Genomic DNA, 20,632 nt, shown 5'->3' with positions numbered 1-20,632 from the left:
GTAAACACATGGCTAACTTTTCTTTTTGTTGATCAACTCATACGCCGCCTGAATGTCTTGTGCCTGCTCTTTTGCAGACTCCATCATTTCAGGTGGTAGGCCTTTTGCAACAAGTTTATCTGGATGATGCTGAGCCATGAGTTTACGATACGCTTTTTTTACTTCTTGAGCCGATGCCGAAGGGGAAACTCCTAGCAATTTATAGGCATGTTCAAGTTGTTCTTGATGTGACTGCCCTTGTTCTGCACCTTGATGAAACTGTGCTCCTGCCATGATCATTTCAAGCAACTTATCTAAATCACGTGCCGAAAAACCTAATTTTTTTGCTATTACATGCAAAGCTTCACGCTCGCTTTGCTCTAAACTGCCGTCAGCAAACGCAACTTGAATCTGAATTTCCACAAACATTAACAGCAAGTCTTGTCGGTGACCACAACGTTTTTTGAACGTTGTTAATTGTTTTTCTATAGGAAAGCCAGCCAATTTACCTTCACGAAACGCATCTTGTGCCTGCTTCTTCATTTCAGCAGTTAAACCAAGCTTATTCATATAGGCACTAGCAAATGCGATCTCATGCTCTGTTACTCGACCCTTGGCTTTAGCGATATACCCCATGACGGTGAACGTGGTGTAAAAAAAAGTTTGTTGTTTACTTTCTTCATCTTGCGCTGCAAATCGATCGAAATCGAAACCCACGCCTTTATCAAAGCGATGTCCCAGCCACATACCTAATAATGCACCGATTAAATGTTTACTCAGCATAAAACCAAATAAAAAACCAAGTACTTTGCCCCATATACGCATTAATAAAAACCTTCTAATTCTTTGTTAAGTAAAGCAAGCCGTTCAGGAGTTCCCACATCTGTCCAGTTACTGGGTAACACACTACCCGTTACCGTCTGTTGATTAATGGCATCACGCAACAATGGTGCTAGCTTCGTTGGCTGACCTTTTTGACAGGTTGAAAATAAGCCTGCACGATAAATACCGATGCCACTATATGTATATCGAGAAGCAGTATCTCCATTATTTTTCACCTGCCCATCTTCCAAATTAAAATCCCCTAAAGGATTATGTTCAGGATTTTCCACTAGCCATAAGTGTGCCTGTGTTTGTTCTGATAACTTCGGGATATCGTTAAAATGATAATCAACGTAAATATCACCATTCACCACTAAAAAAGGTGCGTTATTATCGTCAAGAATTGGCAGTGCTTGGCATATACCGCCAGCAGTTTCGAGTGCTTGTTCTCCTTCATGGCTATAGACAATGGATACACCAAATTGACGACCATCCTTTAAACATGCCACTATCTTATCGCCTAACCAAGCAGTGTTTATAACAAATTCACGAAAACCTGCTTTGCGTAATTTTTCAATATGATGGACGATTAATGGCTTTCCTGCTACTGATAACATTGGCTTAGGCAAATTATCGGTTAAAGGTCGCATTCTTTCGCCGCGGCCGGCCGCTAAAATCATAACCTTCATTTAGCTTCCTTGTGCTCAACAAGCGGTAATACTTTATCAATGACTAATTGTTTTAGTGATGCAAGCTCAGGGTAATGCTGACAAACGTCAACAATATAATGCAAGGTCAACGGGATATCCTTCACATAACTAGGCTTGCCATCGCGATGCTTTAATCGTGCAAATATTCCTGCCGCCTTTACATGACGTTGAATTCCCATTAAATCGAACCATCGACGCCATTGCGCAGTAGATATATTCTCTCCTGTTAATTGTTTACCATAGTGAGCAATAAAATATTTCAATGCTTGTTCTACAACATCATCTGACCATTTAACGTAGCAATCTCTAAGTAATGACACGACATCATAGGTAACAGGGCCGATAACTGCATCTTGAAAATCAATTACTGCTAGTTGCTGTTGATAACACATTAAATTTCGACTGTGAAAATCTCGATGCATCACAACTTGAGGTTGTGCCAATACATTATCAATTAAACAGTCAAAACAGGTTGCTAGTGACTGGCGTTCTTCAGGTGATAAGGTGAGTTCTAAATGCTCTTTTAACAACCATTGTGTAAAAATATCGAGTTCCATTCTCACAAAATCAGCATCATAGTGCGGTAAGTTTTCTTGCGGAAGCATTGCAATAACAGGCAAAAGATCAATCGCACGCTGGTAATACTCAATCACAGTATCTGGCGATAACACATCAGCAAGTAAGGTATCCCCCAAGTCCATTAAACAAAAGAAGCCTTTCTCAGTATCATGGTAAAAAATTTCAGGTTGAAGAACATTCGCTTGCGCTAAACGTTGTGACATCTGAACAAACGCTCTATTGTTGCAATACTGAGTTGGTGAGTCCACCGCAATAAATGATTGTTCATCTAATTGAAACCGAAAGTATCGTCTAAACCCCGCGTCACCTGTTAAAGGTTGCAGTATTACTTGATTGCTTTTGTGTTTTTCAGCTAACCAATCCGTTAGCTGGTCCTGTCTTACGTCGTGCAAAAATTTCTCCTACTGTTGGCTAATACAATTAACATAATGAAAAAAAATAATCAGGAAAGACGAATTACCGTTTATTTATTGGGTTCACATTATCGCTATATGTACTTATATTTCGTTATACCGCTATAATAATGTTTCATTAGATAAAATTGCTATATTATTAACAACTTTAGGGGTAAAATAATATGAATTTTTGTGATACCTAACAAGCCATTTTACTTATCGGAACATTAATGCATTTTCTCCGGACATTGTTGGTCATATCAACGACATATTTTTTTCCTTTAAACGTGTTAGCGCAAACTGCTGATTCCATACAAAATATCAATGCTAGCTGCCCGCTTCCAACTTACCCTACCATTGTTGATGGTTCGGAAACATTAAACAGCGACACCTATAACATATGGTCAAAATCTACGCATATTAAGCGAGAAAAATTTGCCAAATTTATCGGTGGAGTAACACTTTCAGGACAAGGACAAGCCATTTCAGCTGATGAACTATTTGTTGATAGAACAACTTCTGCGTTGTCGGCTACCGGTAATATTCACTTTCAAAACCCAACGGTTGATATTTTTGCCTCATCGTTAGATGCTAGCAAATCACAAAACTATACCGAGTTAACGCAAAGTTCTTACCAACTGGCAGGTAATCCAGGTCACGGTAGTGCTGGTAATATTAGAATCACCGGCGATGGTACTTTAACGTTAGTTGACTCTAATTTTACTACTTGTTATGGCGAGGTGCCTGATTGGCAAATTCAAGCCAGCGAAATCAGTATTTCACTCGATGAAAACCACGGTGAAGCCTACAACGCTCGCTTTAAACTATTCGGCGTTCCTGTTTTTTATGTGCCGTACTTTTCATTTCCTGTTTCGAATGAACGTAAATCGGGTTTTCTCTATCCGAAATTTTCTTCTTCACAACGTACCGGCTTTCAATTTGAATCACCTTTTTATTGGAATATTGCCCCTAATATGGACGCCACTATCACGCCGAGATACATGTCTAAACGTGGCCTGCAACTATTAACTGAATTCCGATATTTATCAGGCCAGCAAAATGGTCAATTAAATATTGAATACTTAAATAAAGATGATGAATTAAATAATGACGACAAACGCTATTTAGCACGTATTCAACATGTAGGGACTATTTCTGAAAACATTCGTGCTTACGTTGATTACACTACAATTAGTGACGACAACTACCTTGTGGATATAAAAAGCGAGCAATACAATTCAAACGATGCCTACTTGTATCAAATAGGAGAAATCGCATATTTCAGCGATAACTGGTTTACCAAACTGCAACTTCAAGATTTTGAAGTATTAGGTGAACACCAAACGAGTTATCAAACCCTACCCCATATTGAGTTTAGCCATTTTACTCCTCTTAACTTTTATCATGCCGAATTTGATATTTATTCTGAAATTACCCGATTTACGTCAAATAATCTAGCATTGCCTGAAGCAGACAGATATCATTTTGAAGCGGGCCTCACGTTACCGATTTCAACACCTGCATGGTTTCTTAACTCTGAACTGAGAGTGTTACAAACCAACTACCATCAAACCCGAACAGAGGCATTTAATCGTTTAGAAAAATCAGTGAATAGAACCTTGCCTAAAATTCGCTTACATGGTGGAATGAACTTTGACCGTGATATTACCTATTTCGATCAAGCTTTCACCCAAACCCTAGAACCACAATTACAATATTTATACATTCCAGATGAAGATCAATCTGCAATTGGCGTTTACGATACAACAACATTGCAAGATGACTATGATGGCCTTTTTCGGGATAGACGCTTTAGTGGTTTAGACAGAATTGCACAAGCAAATCAGTATTCATGGGGTATCACCAGTCGTTTGCTCGATAATGACAATACAGAAAAGTTTAGATTAAGTGTCGGTCGCATTGTTTACTTAAATGATACCCATGTTAGCCACAACAACCAGCAAATCGCCTCATCAGGTGAATCAGCACTAGCCAGTGAATTGTACTTAAGTTTGAATAGAAATTGGCAATTTAGTAGCGACATTCAATACAACACAAAAGAAAACTCAACCAATCGAAGCCAAAGCTCGTTAGATTATATTTTTGACAATAATAATACAATTCAATTGAACCATCGCTATAGCAAAAATGTCTCAGGTAGCAAGCTTGAACAAGTTTCGTTACTGACAAGTGTCGCAGTAAATAAAAACTGGCAGTTTGTGGGGCGTGTGACACAAGATTTAAAAGATAAACGAAGCTTAGAAAGTTATGCTGGGTTACAATATGAAAGCTGTTGCTGGGCGGTTCGCTTTGCTTTTCACCGACATATTAACTCAAATATTGATGAGCAAAATCAATTTCAGCAAAACCGCGATGAATTTGATAGTGGATTCATGATACAGTTCATCATAAAAGGATTAGGCGGTAACAGACAACCAATAGACACAACTGAAATGTTTAACAACAGTATCTTTGGTTACAAACGCCCTTATTTTCTCAACAATTAAACGAAGAAATATAATTAATGAAAACCATATTTAAATCTTTTGTATTGGCTTGTGCCTTTATTGGCAGCTATGCATCAGCTCAAGAAGTAAAACTAGATAGCGTCGCCGTAATTGTTAATGACGGTGTGGTGTTAGAATCAGAAATTCAAGATTTTCTAAGTAAGATTAAACAACAAGCGGCAAAGAAAAATCAAACATTGCCAAGTGATAAAGCGTTACGTGTGCAAGTCACTGGAAAATTAATTGATGACAACCTCGTGGCACAATTAGGTGAGCGTATGGGTATACAAATAAGTGATGCTCAACTCGATGAAACCATACTGTCAATTGCGCAAGATAATAATTTAACCTTAGAGCAATTTCGTCAATCAATTATCAGTGAAGGTTTAGATTATGAAAAATACCGTGAAAATGCTCGCCAAGAACTTATTAGTGGTGAAGTAACACGAAACTCTGTACGTCGCCGCATTTATATTTCACCACAAGAAGTCACCAACTTACTTGCTGTGATGAAAGAACAAACCAATAATGACGTTGAGTATCGCTTAGGACACATTTTAATTGAATTTCCGTCTGAGCCTTCGCAAGATGACATAAATGCCGCAAAGATCCGTGCAGAAAAAGTGCTAAAACTACTAAATGACGGTTCTGATTTTACCCGCATTGCCATCGCGTCTTCAGGCGGTTCAAATGCCTTAGAAGGTGGTGATTTAGGTTGGCGTAGTATCAATGAATTACCAACCCTGTTTTCTGAGCTTGTTGACGGTAAAGATAAAGGCACCATATTAGGCCCAATTAGAACAGGACTAGGCTTTAGTATCGTAAAAATTCAAGATATTCGTGGACGCCAAGTCATGGAGGTTGAAGAGGTCAACTCAAGACACATCTTGATTGAGCCCACTATTATTCTAAGTGAAGCTAAAGCCAAAGAAACCTTAGAAAAACTTCGTGAAAAAATTGTTTCAGGCGAAGCAGATTTTGCAGAACTGGCAAAAGAATATTCTGATGGCCCAACGTCAGTAAAAGGTGGTGAATTAGGCTGGACAGATCCAAAATCATTTGACCCTGCATTTTCAAACACCCTAGCAAAGCTCGAAGTAAATGAATTATCGCAACCCTTTCGTTCTTCGTTTGGCTGGCATTTGGCAGAGTTAACCGGTAGAAGAACGTTAGACGCAACTCAACAAATGAATGAAAATCGCGTTTATCAAGTGCTATACAAACGTAAATATTCAATGGAAAGTGCTCGTTGGTTAAAAGAAATGCGCGACGAAGCTTATATCGAGATACTGGAGTAATTTAAACCATGGTAAATCGTATCGCGGTAACGCCAGGAGAACCTGCTGGCATAGGTCCAGATTTGATGATCCAAATTGCCCAACAGGATTGGCCAGTGCAGATCGTCGTTGTTGCTTCTCTAACACTTATGGAAGCACGCGCAAAAGAACTCAATATTGATATTGAATTCTTAGCATACAACGAAGACCAACCAGCAATAACACATCAAGCCGGAACGATGACTATTTTACCTGTTGAACTGGAAGCGCCTTGCATTACCGGACAACTAAACCCTGCCAATGGACACTATGTTGTTGAAACCCTACGCATTGCTTGTGAAAAAAACATCAGTGGCGATTTTGACGCTGTAGTCACGGGGCCTGTTCATAAAGGGCTGATCAACAAAGCTGGTATTGCTTTTAGCGGCCATACTGAATACTTTGCGCATCAAGCAAATTGTTCTGATGTCGTTATGATGTTAGCAACAGAAGGACTACGTGTTGCACTGGTAACAACACATATTCCGCTTGCTTATGTCTCAAAAGCTATTACCCATGAACGTCTGCAGAAAGTTACCCAAATTCTGCATCACGATTTAATTGAAAAATTTGGGATAGAATCTCCGAGAATTTATGTTTGTGGCATTAACCCCCATGCAGGTGAAGATGGTCATTTAGGTCGAGAAGAAATTGATATAATGAACCCCGCTCTAGATGAACTTCGCGAGCAAGGCATGAACCTAATAGGCCCACTACCTGCTGATACAATTTTTCACGAAAAATATTTACAAGACGCCGACGCCATTTTAACCATGTTTCACGATCAAGGCTTGCCGGTATTAAAATATAAAGGCTTTGGCAATTCAGTCAACATTACACTAGGCTTACCTTTTATAAGAACGTCTGTAGATCATGGTACAGCCGTTGAATTAGCAGGTACAAATCAGGCAGACCCAGGTAGTTTTCGCCAAGCAATTTCGACAGCCATTGAACTTGCTAACAATCATAATTCAAGAAAATAGGTATGTTTTACATCAATGAGTAAAAATAGCCATTTAGGTCATCAAGCCAGAAAACGTTTCGGGCAAAACTTTCTTCATGATCAAGCAATTATCAGCCAAATTGTTGATGCTATTAATCCTGAGCCCGGTGAAAACCTGGTAGAAATTGGCCCCGGTTTAGGCGCTCTTACAGAACCTGTGATAGAACGAGCTGGTGATATTTCCGTCGTAGAACTTGATCGGGATTTAGCGCATCGATTAAGACATCACCCATTTCTAGCCAAGCACCTAACCATTTACGAGCAAGATGCACTAAAATTTGATTTTACCTCGATTTGTAAAGCAGATAAGCCGTTAAAAATCTTTGGCAATCTTCCATACAATATCTCTACACCACTTATCTTTCATTTGCTTAGCTTTCGCGATGCAGTAAAAGACATGCATTTTATGCTACAAAAAGAGGTTGTAGAAAGAATGGCCGCGAGCCCTAATAGCAAAACATACGGCCGACTTTCCATCATGACTCAATATCAGTGTCAAGTTATTCCTGTGATGGAAATTGGCCCAGAAGCTTTTCAACCACCACCAAAGGTTGATTCAGCAATTGTACGTTTAGTGCCTCACAAAGAAATAGCCAACCCTGTAAAAAAATTGTCAGCATTAAACCAAGTGTGCCTTACTGCTTTTAACCAACGTCGAAAAACAATTCGTAACAGCTTTAAAAAACTTATTGACGTTGACGCGATTGAATCGTTAGGGATTGACGCAAGTTTACGTCCAGAAAATATATCATTAGATCAATATATCGCCTTAGCCAATTATTTAGTTGACCACCCAAGCAATGACCAATAAATCAGAGCAAGTAATCGTTACCGTTGATACCCATTATCTCACAGAACAATCAAGTGAGCGTGATCAACGCTATGTATTCAGTTACACCATTACCATTGAGAACCAATCAGAGGTTCCAATAAAGTTATTATCTCGCTATTGGCTGATCACTGATGCGAACGACGAAAAATCAACGGTTGTTGGTGAAGGCGTGATAGGTGAACAACCAATTATTAACAGTGGTGCAAAGTTTACTTATACCAGCGGCTGTGCTTTAAAAACGCCTGTTGGTACCATGCAGGGGCACTATCAAATGATTGATAACAACAATGCCCCATTGAAAGTCAATATACCTATCTTTCGTTTGGCAACACCCAATATTTTACACTAACGTTTATGGCTACGTACTTCATCGGTGATATACAAGGTTGTTATCAAGAATTGCGTTTATTGCTTAAACAAGTTGCGTTCTCTCCTGATAAAGATGAATTATGGATCGCAGGTGACATGGTGGCAAGAGGGCCCGACTCATACCACACACTAAAATATTTAATGTCATTAGAAAGCTCAGTAAAGGCAGTATTAGGTAACCATGATCTGCATTTACTTGCCACTTATGCAGGGTTAAAAAAAGCAAAAGATAAAGACAAGGTTCACGCTTTGTTATCAGCACCTGAAATCGAAAATATGATTGAATGGTTAGCCCGGCAACCTTTATTGCGACAATTGCCCAATGAACAAGTTTATATGTCACACGCTGGTCTTTCTCCTCAATGGGAAATTAAAAACGCCATTGAGTGTGCTAACTTTGCAGCCAAAAAACTATCAGGTAAGAAAAGAAATTATTGGCTCTCTGTTATGTACGGAGAAACCCCCAATAATTGGCAAGATGTAAAAACTAAAGAAGATAAATTTCGCTATACCATAAACGCCTTAACCCGTATGCGATATTGCTATAAAGACGGCAGTTTAGATTTTTCTTGTAAAAGCTCTCCTGAAAATACCCCAAAGCATTTAAGCCCATGGTTTTGTCAAACAACAAACCAGTTAAAAAAAGCACATTGGGTTTTCGGTCATTGGGCAGCATTAGAAGGTGATGTTCCTGTAGAAAATATTTATGCTCTTGATACTGGCTGTGTTTGGGGTGGGGAATTGACCTTACTTCGTTGGCATGATAAACAATACTTTAGACAGCAAGCCATAAAAAACTAACGTAAAGCAACAAGTAAAGGTGTAATTCATTTCAAGCTTGTTATACTAGCTGTTAAGGAAAGTAGGCAAGGTGCCGATATAGGCATAAATAACAAATAAAATACCTACTTTTTGTATCAACACCCAAATTAACTATTGGTGGTCTCAATGAATTTGACTGTGAAAGTAAAAATTATTGGTGGATTTTCCATCATTGCTGTTTTACTCGTTCTTACAAGTATTATCTCTTTAAGTAATTTAAATAATATTCATCAAGCAACACTCAAACAGAGTGAGCTTGCTATCCCAACGCTGAGCTCAAGTACAACCCTTGCAAATGAGCTTAGTCAAATAGGAGGCCTAACGTTACGCGGTTATTATCAAACAGAATTAGCTGGTTTAGCTGATAACCTAGAACGTTTTAATACTATCAACCAATTGTTTATCGCTGAACATAAGAAATTAAAAAACATCGTTAGTAAAGAAAAAGCATTACTCGCTAATTTAGCGAAAATTAGTGATATACACGCGAATGTAGAATCAAATATCAATGCCGTATTTAGTAATCGTAAAACAGCAATAGAACAATATAATATTGCATTAGATACCATTGATGTGCTTGAAGAAAAAGCTGACGATGCTGCAACGCTCATGCTCGATTTAGCCGATCATGACTTAGCCGACACTAAATTACAACGAGCAGTTTCTTTAGGGGAGCAACTAGAATTTCAACTAAACGGAATTGTTGCTTCATCGTTTGAATATCGAGATCTAAAAAATACCCAAGCAACCGAACTAGTAGAAAGCCAAATTTTAACTGGCTATGAAAATGCTAAACGCGTTATACGTGAAATTAGCAACGAACTTACCTTAAATAATGCTGGTGGGATTTCTGATGAGTTACTTAGTATCGAAAAGCACCTCGACGATCTTTTGCTGGGTAGTTCAAGTATTTTTACCATCAAAAATGCACAATTAGATGCCCGCGAACAAGCAACGGCTCAATTAGAAGCAGCAGATCAAAACATTGCTTTAGCAAAAAGTGTACTTGCCACCCAAGTTGAGCTAGCAAACAAAACCACCAATGAAGCTGGTGTATTAGTTGAAAAATCTGTTTCTACCGGTACAACTGTTACCTGGATGATAATGCTAATATCAATAGCCTTAGCTGCTGGTATCGCATTTTTCGTGCTAACCAGTATCACACGCCCACTTTCACGCGTTAATGATATGCTAAATATTGTTGCCTCTGGCGACCTTTCTCGGAAGCTTGATGATTCAGGTAAAGATGAGTTTGCAACATTATCACGCAACTGTAATACCGTCATTGACAGCCTACGTAACCTAATTACGGGTATCGTGAGTCGCTCTACGCAACTTGCAACCGCAGCCGAACAAACATCAGCAGTGACAGCACAAGGCACAACAGCCATTGAAGAACAACGCACACAGGTTGAACAAGCTGCTTCTGCAACCACAGAAATGAGTAGTACCTCACAAAGCGTACTTTCAAGTGCCAATGATGCGTTGGGTGAAATCAAACAAGCCGATGATGAGGCAGAAAGAATCAAAGGTATTTCTAATCGCAACCGTATGACCATCGAGCAGTTAGCAAGTGAAGTAGAAGACGCCTCGCAAGTCATTAACAAACTACAGCAAGACAGCGCTTCAATTGGCGGTATTCTTGATGTAATTAGGGGAATAGCAGAGCAAACCAACTTGCTGGCGTTAAACGCAGCTATAGAAGCCGCACGAGCTGGTGAACAAGGTCGTGGTTTCGCTGTTGTTGCCGATGAAGTAAGAACATTAGCAAGTAGAACGCAAGAGTCTACCCAAGAAATTCAAAACATGATTGAAGTACTACAAACCGGTGCTGAGAAAGCAGTATCTGTGATGGAGACAGGTAAGAAACAAGCCTCTGAATGTGTTGTACAAAGCGGTGAAGCGGAAAAAGCGCTAGAAGTTATTACTCATGCCGTACATGAAGCTTTTGATCGTAGTTCGCAAATTGCCAGTGCCGCTGAAGAGCAAAGTACTGTTGCCCATGAAATCAGTGAAAACTTGGAATCTATCGTTGCTATTGCTGAGCAAACTACAGCCGGCTCTCAGCAAACCGCGCAATCAAGTAGTGAGGTTGCCCAATTAGCCGAGGAACTACAGCAATCGGTTAGAGAATTTAAATTGTAATCGGTATGTATTTGATAAAACGGCACCTACTAAGGTGCCGTTTTTTTGCTATGTTCACATAGCCCACTTCAGCCTAACAATGATACATCCATTCTACAAAGCCAGTGGTGTCTCTTCTTACTTACATTGACACACGCCATACATCAAAATCTATCAGAGACAAATGTTATCACTGCGACCATACGAGTTTTTTTACTGTTTAACTCGCTGTAATGGGTAAATTTCGCCGCCAAATGACATCGATATATTATGCGAACCCAATATATTAATTTCTATGGGTAATTCTTTCATAAACAAAACGTGATCATGGGTAGAGTATAATCGCGTTTTTCTCACCAGCTCACCTGATGATGTTTCTTCGATATAAAGTAATTGGCCATTTTCCTGTGCAAAGGTAATAACATTACCATTCGGCTCATCAACAAGGTGATATTGACCGATAAATGGAGGAAATTTTTCCATATCAAAAGGTATTACAGGATTAGAACTGAAGTCAGGGACACTAACCGCTTCATCAAAAATCGCTAATGCTAAATTTTGTAAATCATCATCAGCAGATGAATTGGTTAATAGCACTACAGCCACTTTTTTTGATGGGTTAAATCCCACAAAGGCTTGATAGCCATTACCATCACCTCCGTGATAATAAACTCTACCGTTACGACTATCATGATGTTTCCAACCTAAAGGCGTTTCATAACTGAAGTTTTGTCCAAAGAGAGCACTAGCCCAATTATCTTTATCAGCCACACCTGCTTGCATATGCTTCACGACAAACGCTAATAAATCTTCTGCATTTGCGTATAATCCCCCAGCTCCGTAGGCAACCGTAGGAGTATTTATTTTCTGCTCACTAATATCTTGCATGTTTAAATGAGAATGTGCTAATTGTTGAGGTTCAGGAAGATAAGAGACCGAGTCAAGTTGCCAAGGCTTGGTGATATAGTTCTGCATTAACCTATCGAGCGTTTTTTGCTCATAGGTCGAAAGCAGCTGCCCTAAAACAGCCATACCAATATTTGAATACTGACTTTTTAACACTCCTTTAGCTGGTAATAAATTCAATAGTTGCTCTCGCACATTCGCTTGTAAAACATCGACAGGAATAGTTTTAGCTAAGCCACCTTTATGCAAAGCCAATTCTTTTAAAGTGACCATACTAGTTGTTACATCCGTTATGTCTTTTGCGGAGGTATCTATTGTTAAGCCTTCATGCTCATTTACCATTTTCGACATTAAGGTAGTAGTAAACAGTTTAGTCACTGAACCTATACCAAATTGTGTTTTGCTATCAATAACCTGTTCAGCATCTATACTTTTCTTACCTTTTGCATAATAAAACTCCCCATGTTGATTATGCAAACCAATGACAATACTTGGGCGGTGTTTAAGCCTTATCGCATCGTCAATCGATTTTTTTATTTCATCGGCGATCTTTTCTTGATCAGCCAATTTTTCAGACATACATGCACAAAGCAAAAGCGTTATTACTGAAATTAATAATGTTAATGTAAAATTTTTCATCGTTAATCCTCTTGATATTCTATGATGTCAGCAGGCTGGCATTCTAAAGCTTCACAAATTGCATCCAATGTATTAAAACGAATCCCCCTTGCATGACCATTCTTAAGTAATGACAAGTTAGTGCTAGAAATACCGACTTTTTTCGAGAGCTCTTTCAACGACATCTTCCGTTGAGCCATGATGACGTCTATGCGTACAATAATTGCCATCAAATCACCTCGTCGCTATCAGCTTGTAATTCATTACCATAGTTAAAGACATAAAGAAGTAAATAGAAAAAAATTCCCGCAAGTAATAAACCATAATCAATAGCAGGCTGGATAAATAAGGTTTCTCCGATTTGATTTTTTATACTGAAGATAGGGAGGGGGGAAAATCTATCAATAGATAAATGATTAATTAAAATCAACGGCCAAACATATGCCTGAAACAATTGCCATAAAGGTATAATCAGCGACAAGCTTCTCAGCCAATTTATATCGTTTATAGCGTTATTGCTAAATGGATTTTGAATACTAATTTGTTCTATTAACAATTGTAAGTGTTTAAAAAAGAGTATCCAAAGTGTTCCCGTGACTATTGTTGTAACTAGACGCACAAACATTAATACATAAGAACTAAAATAAGTCGTTACTTCTCCTTGATACAGTTTAATTACCGAATCAGGCATTTGTAATAACTGCGATTTCGCTGAAACTGTCTCTGGCATAACAATGTCCCAGCGAGTAACAACAGGTTCGCCAACTATCATCATCCCAATAAGCCAAAGACAGATAATAATTAAGCTTGCCCATGTTACCCAATAACACACTTTAAAAATATAATGTATTAACTTTATGTTCATATAACCTCAGAAAAGAACCAAGCATTACGTAAAACATAATACAAATTACGTATAAAGTAAAAATATTTATTTATAGCATTATAATTTATATAACCCTACTTAGGTTTTTTGATGAATTTCTCTCTATCATTAACCACTAATTAAAAAGAAGCCGATTATGGTGTTTACAACCATTACGTATTTTTGATATGCCAGCTTCTTCCATTCATAGTATGGAAAAATCAGGAACTATAAAATATTTAGGGCCTGTTGATCTTTCGCGTTTATTTTTGCAGCAGTTTATTGGTATTTAGACAAGGCATTGCGATGAATGAGTGGTTATTCCACATGAAAAAGCAATAACGACGTATAAATACCAAAAAACGCTGCCCTTTGGGTTCAAAATTTAATCTCGAAAGATCAACAGCGCCTAGTGACTTAATTAACGTCTCTCATAAACACAGAAATCTAGTGCATAGGCATTTTTATCATCTGGTGCACGTGTTTCGCTACTCACTTTTTGCCAACCGTTATCATACTCAGGAAAACGAGTATCACCAGCAATGTGACCATCTATATGAGTAACATACAAACGATCGGCTTTCGGTAAACAATGTTGATAAATGGCGCCACCGCCAATGACCATTATTTCTTCAACACCCTTTGCCGTATCTAGTGCTTGCTCAATAGAAGTCACCGAAGTGATCCCATCAGCTTCATAAGAGGGATCACGAGAAATAACAATATTTAAACGTCCCGGTAATGGTCGACCTATCGACTCAAACGTTTTTCTGCCCATAATCACAGGCTTACCAAGCGTGTTTTTTTTAAAATAAGCGAGATCAGCAGGTAAGTGCCACGGCATATCATTATCTTTGCCAATAACACGGTCAGCTGCATGCGCAACAATCATAGACAAAATAGTCATATCAATCCTTAGAATAAAAGCGACAATAAATTTTACAGCAAATGGAATAAGCAAGCTAGAAAGCCCTGTATTTTCCGGCCAATACATTGCGCTTTCTTTGAAAGCAGACAACGTTAAAAATCTTATTTGCGGTTGTAAATAATAACGATTTGCAATATCATCCACGAAATTTTTAACAATCACTCAAATTTCATGAAAACCTTACCTTTTCAACTAACAATGATCGCAGCTCTTATTTCTCCTTCAGCTATAGCATTCGATGACGCATCCATACAGACTGATGAAAACGCGATAGAACGAGTAATTGTGACGGGAAGTCGCATTGAAGAAAGCCTTGATGAAGTACCTGCTACTGTAACCATCATTTCACAGCAAGAAATAGCACAGCAAATGAAGATTACGCCTGAGTTACAAGACATTCTTGCAGCACTTGTTCCTGGTATGTCACCTAGCACAGGCACTTCAAGTAATTCTGCACAAACATTACGTGGTAGAAACCCTTTAGTAATGATTGATGGCGTGCCTCAATCTACACCACTGAGAAACGGCGCTTTAGGGATCAGAACCCTTGATGCTTCAGTTATCCAGCGAATTGAAGTCATTAAAGGTGCAACTTCAATTTTTGGTAACGGTGCCGCTGGCGGTATCATCAATTACATTACTAAAAAAGCAGCAACCGATAAAACATTCGCTGGTGAGATAAGTCTTTCTAGCCGATTCAGTGCCGTTAAACTTAAAGATAGTGCAGGACACCGTATAGCAGGAAATATCCACGGCCAACAAGATAAGTTTGCCTATGTACTTAGTGCAAGCTATGAAGAAAATGGCGTTCAACGTGATGCTGAAGGTGATATTTTAGGGTTAAAATACGGTTTAAGTGATGCCGTTACTGAAAATCTTTTTACCAAGTTTAACTACTATTTTGATGATGAGAAAAGTGCTCAACTGACCTATAACTACTATGAATCACAACAAGAAACGGACTTAGTCGATGTGGTTGGAAGTATCAATACTGGCGAAAAAACTTATGCAATAAAATCACCGAACGGTGAACGTTTAATCGGTGCTCCACAGGGACCTCGCGGTAATCACAACATTATGTTGAAATATACCGATGACAATATTTTTGCTGATACCGCACTAACGTTTGATGCTTATAAGCAAGACATCGAAAATGTATTTTTCTTTTCATCAAATTTAGCTAACCAAGATGAAGGTTATGACGGCGGACAGTCGATGATTAAGTCTGAAAAAGAAGGTTTGCGCGTAACGTTTAATACCCTAATTGATTTTGAAAACCTCGCCGCTACCTTTATTTACGGCATGGATATGTTGCAAGATATCACATCACAACCTCTATTAGATGGCCGTATGTGGGTACCTGAAATGGATATGGAGAACCAAGCCTTTTTCTTACAATCTAAATGGCACTTCAATAACGACATTATCGTAAAGGCTGGTATTCGTAGCGAAAGCATTGATTTACAGGTTGATGACTACCAAACGCTCAAGTTGTGTCGAACACCCAGCCAATGTTCAGTAGCAATGCAAGTAAAAGGTGATACCTTAAATTACGATGCAACAACGTATAACTTCGCCATAAAATATAATTATCACGAAGCCTTCTCACCTTTTGTAAGTTATTCTCAAGGTGCTGATATTTCTGATATTGGTCGTTTACTAAGAACAGCTACTGTTTCAGATATTGCAGATATTCGTACTGAAGCATCAGTAATTGACAATTACGAGCTTGGTTTTACCAGTAACTTTGACGATGTTCGCATCGAATTTTCAGCTTATCGCAGTACTTCAGAATTAGGAACAACTAACCAATTTGACCCTGTCACTGGGGTATACATGCCAGTAAGAGCACCACAAGAAATATGGGGCCTTGAAACGACGGTAAGTTATCATATCAGCGATACGTTGAAGTTAAATGCGACAGCCAGTAAAGTTGAAGGCACAAATACGGCTACTAAGGAGCACTTAGGGGGTAAGCAAATAAGCTCTCCTAAAGCAACCTTGCAAGTTAACTGGCAACCAAATCAAGATACACAACTGCTGGCTACCTTACTCTATGTTGCTGATAGAGATAAGTTTGAACAACAAAATGGTGAATGGGTTGGCGATCAAGGGCCTATTGATAGCTACTTCACAGTAAACCTTTCAGCCAATCATCAACTCGGTGATTGGCAGCTATTTGCGGGTGTAGAGAATTTATTAAATAAAGATTACTACCCTGTGCGATCACAAGTATATAGTTACAATGGCTATAACTTAAAGGGGCTAGGTACAACTGTAACCATGGGTGTTAGCTACCAGTTTTAAGTGAACATTCCCCTGCTGAGCATCAATGTTTACTCAGCAGGGGAAACATTTCTTAGGTAAAAACAAATAACCATGAAATTACTGCTACGCCGAATACATTTAACACTTGCACTCATTAGCGCAATATTTCTGCTAACGCTATCAATTTCTGGTGCTCTATTACTCTATGCAAAAGATATTCAACGTACACTTTTCCCTGCGCAGTGGACAATCAGCCCTCCCCCAACAACTATTAACGTTGAGCAACTCATTGCTACCATTGAACAACAACACACGGTTAACGTCAGCTTAATTACTTTACCTAAAGACCCCTCCGCACCTTGGCAATTTCGGTTAGCAAGTGGTATTTACATGAATGTTGACCCTCAAACGCAATCAGTGATTCATCAATACGATTATTATTCAACATTTTACGGTTTTTTAATGGCTTTTCATCGCTGGTTAGCTATTGATAATGCAAATAAACCTTTGAAAGTGTTTATGTCAATTGCAAGTCTCTGTTTAGTTGTTCAATTAATCCTTGGTTTTTACTTATGGTTTAAACCCAAAAAACCCTTAAAGCGATTGAAAGTTCGGTGGCACGCAAAAGCTAAAACAAAGTATGCCCAATTGCATAACGTCACAGGCGTGATCGCTTTGCTACCGTTAGTATTCATCGCTATTTCCGGCATGGCATTTCACTGGAGTGGCCCTATACAAACTTTACTCAATGGGCTATTCGTCGGTGAAATACAAACATTACAGAAACCAACCATCAGTGAGAGCAACACAACGCGTTTGCAAATAAATCAAGCATTGAAAAGCGGGGAAAAGGTATTTCCTCATGCGTCACTTTACCGTATTTATATTCCCTCAAAACGAACTGAACCTATCCGTTTACGTTACACACAACCGGCAGAAGCACATGGAAATTCATGGGTTTGGGCGGTTCCAAGTACAGGTGAAACTATTGAATACTTTGATGCAAGTAGAGCCAATTGGGTTACACAAGTATGGAACTTTAGGTACCCTTTCCATGTCGGTGAATTCATTGGTTGGCCGATAAAGTTACTTTGGTTAGTTATTAGCTTAACGCCTATCTTTTTTATGGTTACTGGCTTTTATTTATATTTTTCTAGAAAACCCAACATTAGAAATGTTCGAGGTTAAAAAGCTTTTGGCTCATTATTCATGTTACCTTTAGTAAATCACTTTTTCTGATAGGACAAAATGAATAACGTTTGGTGATGATCATTCGCTGCATGCTAATACTGCTGGCATGAACATAATTTTTAAAGGAATAAAAAACCTGACTTATACCAATTCGCATAAATATTCGGTCATTCAGCAAGAATTAAACGCTTTAGAGGCACGGCGTTGATTGCAGAGAATGGTTATTCAGGAGAACGTGCTCCTGCGTTCTCTAATAAGCTACATCCTTGTAGCGTCCTTTTTCAAAATCAACAACACAGGCTATGAAGCGTTTAAACTCGCGCTTTGGGAGCGTGTTAGAGCCGCGATAATTGCGCAAAACGTGTTTGATGTAGAACAACTATACCTGCACACGTTTCGCTTATTCTCCCACCTCTGACATCGCTCTGAACTGAATTAATCTTTATGCGAATTGGTATTAAATATCCCCTTCTCTGTTCAGAACAACTTAACTTGGATAAACAGCACCTAAAACGGAGTTACCATCTTAGGTGCTGTATCATTCGACGATATCTATTTTTCAATCAATTTATGTGTCTCTATATCCCTTAATGCGTTTCGTTCTCTTTTTCTACGCTCTTTTTCGCTTTTCTGTTTCATTTTTTGCAACTTAAGCATAGATGGTTTAACAGGTATTGGTTTACGTGGTAGTACTTCATCACGCATTGCAGCCTTATAAATAAATGCTGCCATTATCACCGATGCTTGTTTCATATCATCTTCAATTACATGATCAAAAGAATCAATATGAGTATGATGTAGTCGCGATGAATAATCTAACGGATCTTGAATAAATTGAAAACCTGGCAACCCAACATCATCAAAAGATTCGTGATCTGTGCCACCAGTGGAGCGATTTGTTATGGTTCCTGTACTTAAATCAGAATACGGCGAAAACCAACGACTAAAAATTGGTTTTACAGCAACATTACCCTCAGTATAAATACCACGAAACCTACCACTGCCGTTATCCATGTTAAAATACACGGAAAAGTCATCATAGGCTTCTTTAGGTTGAATAGGCCAGCCTGGAGTTTTCCACAAATATGGCGGTAACTCAGCTTCAACTTTATCTTTCGGCTTAGGACGTGTTGCAAAATGTTCTTGAACATAAGCTCTTGAGCCATACAATCCTTGCTCTTCACCTGACCATAAAGCTATTCTAATCGTATGCTTTGGTTTAATATCAAGCGCTTTTAATATACGAACAGCTTCCATTGCTACAGCAACACCAGCACCATTATCAACAGCGCCATCGCTTGCATGCCATGAATCTAAATGACCACCTAACATGATAATTTTTGGATCATCAGAAGTGCCCGGAATTTCAGCAATAGTATTGTAGGCATTCGTATCATTATCATAGAATTTAGCATCTACATTTAGTGTAATTTTAGGGGTATCACCGTCATCCATTAAGCGAGTAATCAAATTATATTGCTCTGCTTCGATAACCATCGCAGGAATAGGAAACGTATTGCCAACTTTATGAGATTTCCCCCAAATACCAACTAATCCACCTTGTCGCCAGCTTCGATAAACTGCACCTACGGCACCTTCTTCTTTTAGAAAGGTATTCAACTCCTTATTGAATAAATAACGCTGTTTATAACGCTCTTGATTATGTGGTGCTCGATCAGAACGATGACTTGCAGGCCGATCTACAGGAAAGTCTTTTAGTTTACCTAAATCTGAAGACTTATGTCGCTTGAAAACCGTGTTTTTAGGTTCACCTATAGTACGACCTTCTCCCATCATCAGTATTTTACCGCGAAGTTTACCTTTAAACTTTTTAAGATCAGCAATCGAAGTGGCGTCAAACATGATAACTTCTGCGGTAACTTCACCTTTTGTTCCCGGCGTCCACGCTACCGGAATACCATGAAATGAAACTTTCCGTGGAGATACTAAATCTATTGAAGCTGATGTATGCGTCCAACCTCTTCCAAATTCAAACGGGTCAAGATAAGCATTTTTTAATCCCCAACGCTCTAGCTGTTCTAACGTCCAATCGTTAGCAGCTTTCATCTGAGGAGAGCCCGACAAACGAGGGCCTATATTATCGGTCAAATACTGTAATGTATGCATTACTTCTGAGTTATAAAAACCTTCTGCACGAATTTGGTTCGCAATATCTAAGTCATCATTAGCAACAGTAGACAAGCTAAACATATTAACAGCACAAAAAGCTGACAACGCTATTTTCTTCATGTTAATCCTTTGATTATTTAATTTTTATTATCAAAGATCACATTACTCTGAATCCCTAGGTGATACAGCAGATATGCGTTTAGTTAACAATTATCTGAGATGTTCAACGTTTTCCTTTATTTTGAATACAAGGTAAACCTATCAAAAA

At 38.7% G+C, this 20,632-nt stretch carries 17 protein-coding genes; 9 read left to right on the top strand and 8 right to left on the bottom strand.

Annotation, left to right across the window (positions count from 1 at the left end):
* Positions 1 to 12 precede the first annotated feature (12 nt).
* Genes djlA through QUE72_RS02645 form a run of 3 tightly spaced genes read right to left on the bottom strand, consistent with a single transcriptional unit; the run spans position 13 to position 2,482 of the window.
* Positions 13 to 804, bottom strand: a complete 792-nt coding sequence (djlA, locus tag QUE72_RS02655; RefSeq protein WP_074498598.1) for a co-chaperone DjlA — start codon at positions 802 to 804, stop codon at positions 13 to 15.
* Entirely contained in the window at positions 804 to 1,490 is a 687-nt protein-coding gene (gene murU, locus QUE72_RS02650) for an N-acetylmuramate alpha-1-phosphate uridylyltransferase MurU (RefSeq protein ID WP_074498597.1), read from the bottom strand. The genes djlA and murU overlap by 1 nt, the downstream gene beginning before the upstream one ends.
* Positions 1,487 to 2,482: an aminoglycoside phosphotransferase family protein gene (locus tag QUE72_RS02645; RefSeq protein WP_286271357.1), complete on the bottom strand. Its 996-nt coding sequence runs from the start codon at positions 2,480 to 2,482 to the stop codon at positions 1,487 to 1,489. The genes murU and QUE72_RS02645 overlap by 4 nt, the downstream gene beginning before the upstream one ends.
* Positions 2,483 to 2,715: 233 nt before the next feature.
* Between QUE72_RS02645 and lptD the strand changes: the two genes are divergently transcribed.
* From lptD to QUE72_RS02610, 7 genes are all read left to right on the top strand, one after another.
* Entirely contained in the window at positions 2,716 to 4,992 is a 2,277-nt protein-coding gene (gene lptD / locus QUE72_RS02640; RefSeq protein ID WP_286271356.1) for an LPS assembly protein LptD, read from the top strand.
* Positions 4,993 to 5,009: 17 nt separating this feature from the next.
* A complete protein-coding gene (gene surA, locus QUE72_RS02635; protein ID WP_286271354.1) occupies positions 5,010 to 6,290 on the top strand; it encodes a peptidylprolyl isomerase SurA in 1,281 nt (426 codons plus the stop codon).
* Positions 6,291 to 6,298: 8 nt separating this feature from the next.
* Positions 6,299 to 7,291 (top strand): 4-hydroxythreonine-4-phosphate dehydrogenase PdxA, encoded by a 993-nt coding sequence (pdxA, locus tag QUE72_RS02630; RefSeq protein ID WP_286271351.1) that lies wholly within the window; start codon positions 6,299 to 6,301, stop codon positions 7,289 to 7,291.
* Between the two features lie 15 nt (positions 7,292 to 7,306).
* Positions 7,307 to 8,122, top strand: a complete 816-nt coding sequence (gene rsmA, locus QUE72_RS02625; RefSeq protein ID WP_074498592.1) for a 16S rRNA (adenine(1518)-N(6)/adenine(1519)-N(6))-dimethyltransferase RsmA — start codon at positions 7,307 to 7,309, stop codon at positions 8,120 to 8,122.
* Positions 8,097 to 8,492, top strand: a complete 396-nt coding sequence (gene apaG, locus QUE72_RS02620) for a Co2+/Mg2+ efflux protein ApaG (RefSeq protein WP_407704948.1) — start codon at positions 8,097 to 8,099, stop codon at positions 8,490 to 8,492. The genes rsmA and apaG overlap by 26 nt, the downstream gene beginning before the upstream one ends.
* Positions 8,493 to 8,497: 5 nt before the next feature.
* A complete protein-coding gene (locus tag QUE72_RS02615; protein WP_286271341.1) occupies positions 8,498 to 9,313 on the top strand; it encodes a symmetrical bis(5'-nucleosyl)-tetraphosphatase in 816 nt (271 codons plus the stop codon).
* Positions 9,314 to 9,460: 147 nt separating this feature from the next.
* The gene (locus QUE72_RS02610; RefSeq protein ID WP_286271340.1) at positions 9,461 to 11,479 is read left to right on the top strand and encodes a methyl-accepting chemotaxis protein; all 2,019 of its coding nucleotides are present in this window, start codon (positions 9,461 to 9,463) and stop codon (positions 11,477 to 11,479) included.
* A gap of 192 nt (positions 11,480 to 11,671) precedes the next feature.
* On the opposite strand, the gene QUE72_RS02605 is transcribed toward QUE72_RS02610, so the two are convergent.
* The 4 genes from QUE72_RS02605 to folA all read right to left on the bottom strand — a co-directional run bounded on the left by QUE72_RS02605 (position 11,672) and on the right by folA (position 14,754).
* Positions 11,672 to 13,003, bottom strand: a complete 1,332-nt coding sequence (locus QUE72_RS02605; RefSeq protein ID WP_286271339.1) for a serine hydrolase domain-containing protein — start codon at positions 13,001 to 13,003, stop codon at positions 11,672 to 11,674.
* A 2-nt stretch (positions 13,004 to 13,005) separates the two neighbouring features.
* Positions 13,006 to 13,212 (bottom strand): helix-turn-helix domain-containing protein, encoded by a 207-nt coding sequence (locus QUE72_RS02600; protein WP_286271338.1) that lies wholly within the window; start codon positions 13,210 to 13,212, stop codon positions 13,006 to 13,008.
* A complete protein-coding gene (locus QUE72_RS02595; RefSeq protein WP_286271337.1) occupies positions 13,212 to 13,847 on the bottom strand; it encodes a hypothetical protein in 636 nt (211 codons plus the stop codon). The genes QUE72_RS02600 and QUE72_RS02595 overlap by 1 nt, the downstream gene beginning before the upstream one ends.
* Positions 13,848 to 14,268: 421 nt before the next feature.
* Positions 14,269 to 14,754 (bottom strand): type 3 dihydrofolate reductase, encoded by a 486-nt coding sequence (gene folA / locus QUE72_RS02590; RefSeq protein WP_286272940.1) that lies wholly within the window; start codon positions 14,752 to 14,754, stop codon positions 14,269 to 14,271.
* A 192-nt stretch (positions 14,755 to 14,946) separates the two neighbouring features.
* On the opposite strand from folA, the gene QUE72_RS02585 reads away from it, so the two are divergent.
* Entirely contained in the window at positions 14,947 to 17,082 is a 2,136-nt protein-coding gene (locus tag QUE72_RS02585) for a TonB-dependent receptor (RefSeq protein ID WP_286271336.1), read from the top strand.
* 72 nt (positions 17,083 to 17,154) lie between these two features.
* Positions 17,155 to 18,231, top strand: a complete 1,077-nt coding sequence (locus QUE72_RS02580) for a PepSY-associated TM helix domain-containing protein (RefSeq protein ID WP_074498587.1) — start codon at positions 17,155 to 17,157, stop codon at positions 18,229 to 18,231.
* 555 nt (positions 18,232 to 18,786) lie between these two features.
* Here the strand turns inward: QUE72_RS02580 and QUE72_RS02575 are convergent.
* Positions 18,787 to 20,484 (bottom strand): M20/M25/M40 family metallo-hydrolase, encoded by a 1,698-nt coding sequence (locus tag QUE72_RS02575; protein ID WP_286271335.1) that lies wholly within the window; start codon positions 20,482 to 20,484, stop codon positions 18,787 to 18,789.
* Positions 20,485 to 20,632: the final 148 nt, after the last annotated feature.

This window comes from Thalassotalea hakodatensis, from assembly GCF_030295995.1.
Classification (GTDB): Bacteria; Pseudomonadota; Gammaproteobacteria; order Enterobacterales; family Alteromonadaceae; genus Thalassotalea_C; species Thalassotalea_C hakodatensis.
The sequence above is the reverse complement of the archived record's forward strand: the minus strand, read 5'-3'. Positions and strand labels throughout refer to the sequence as shown.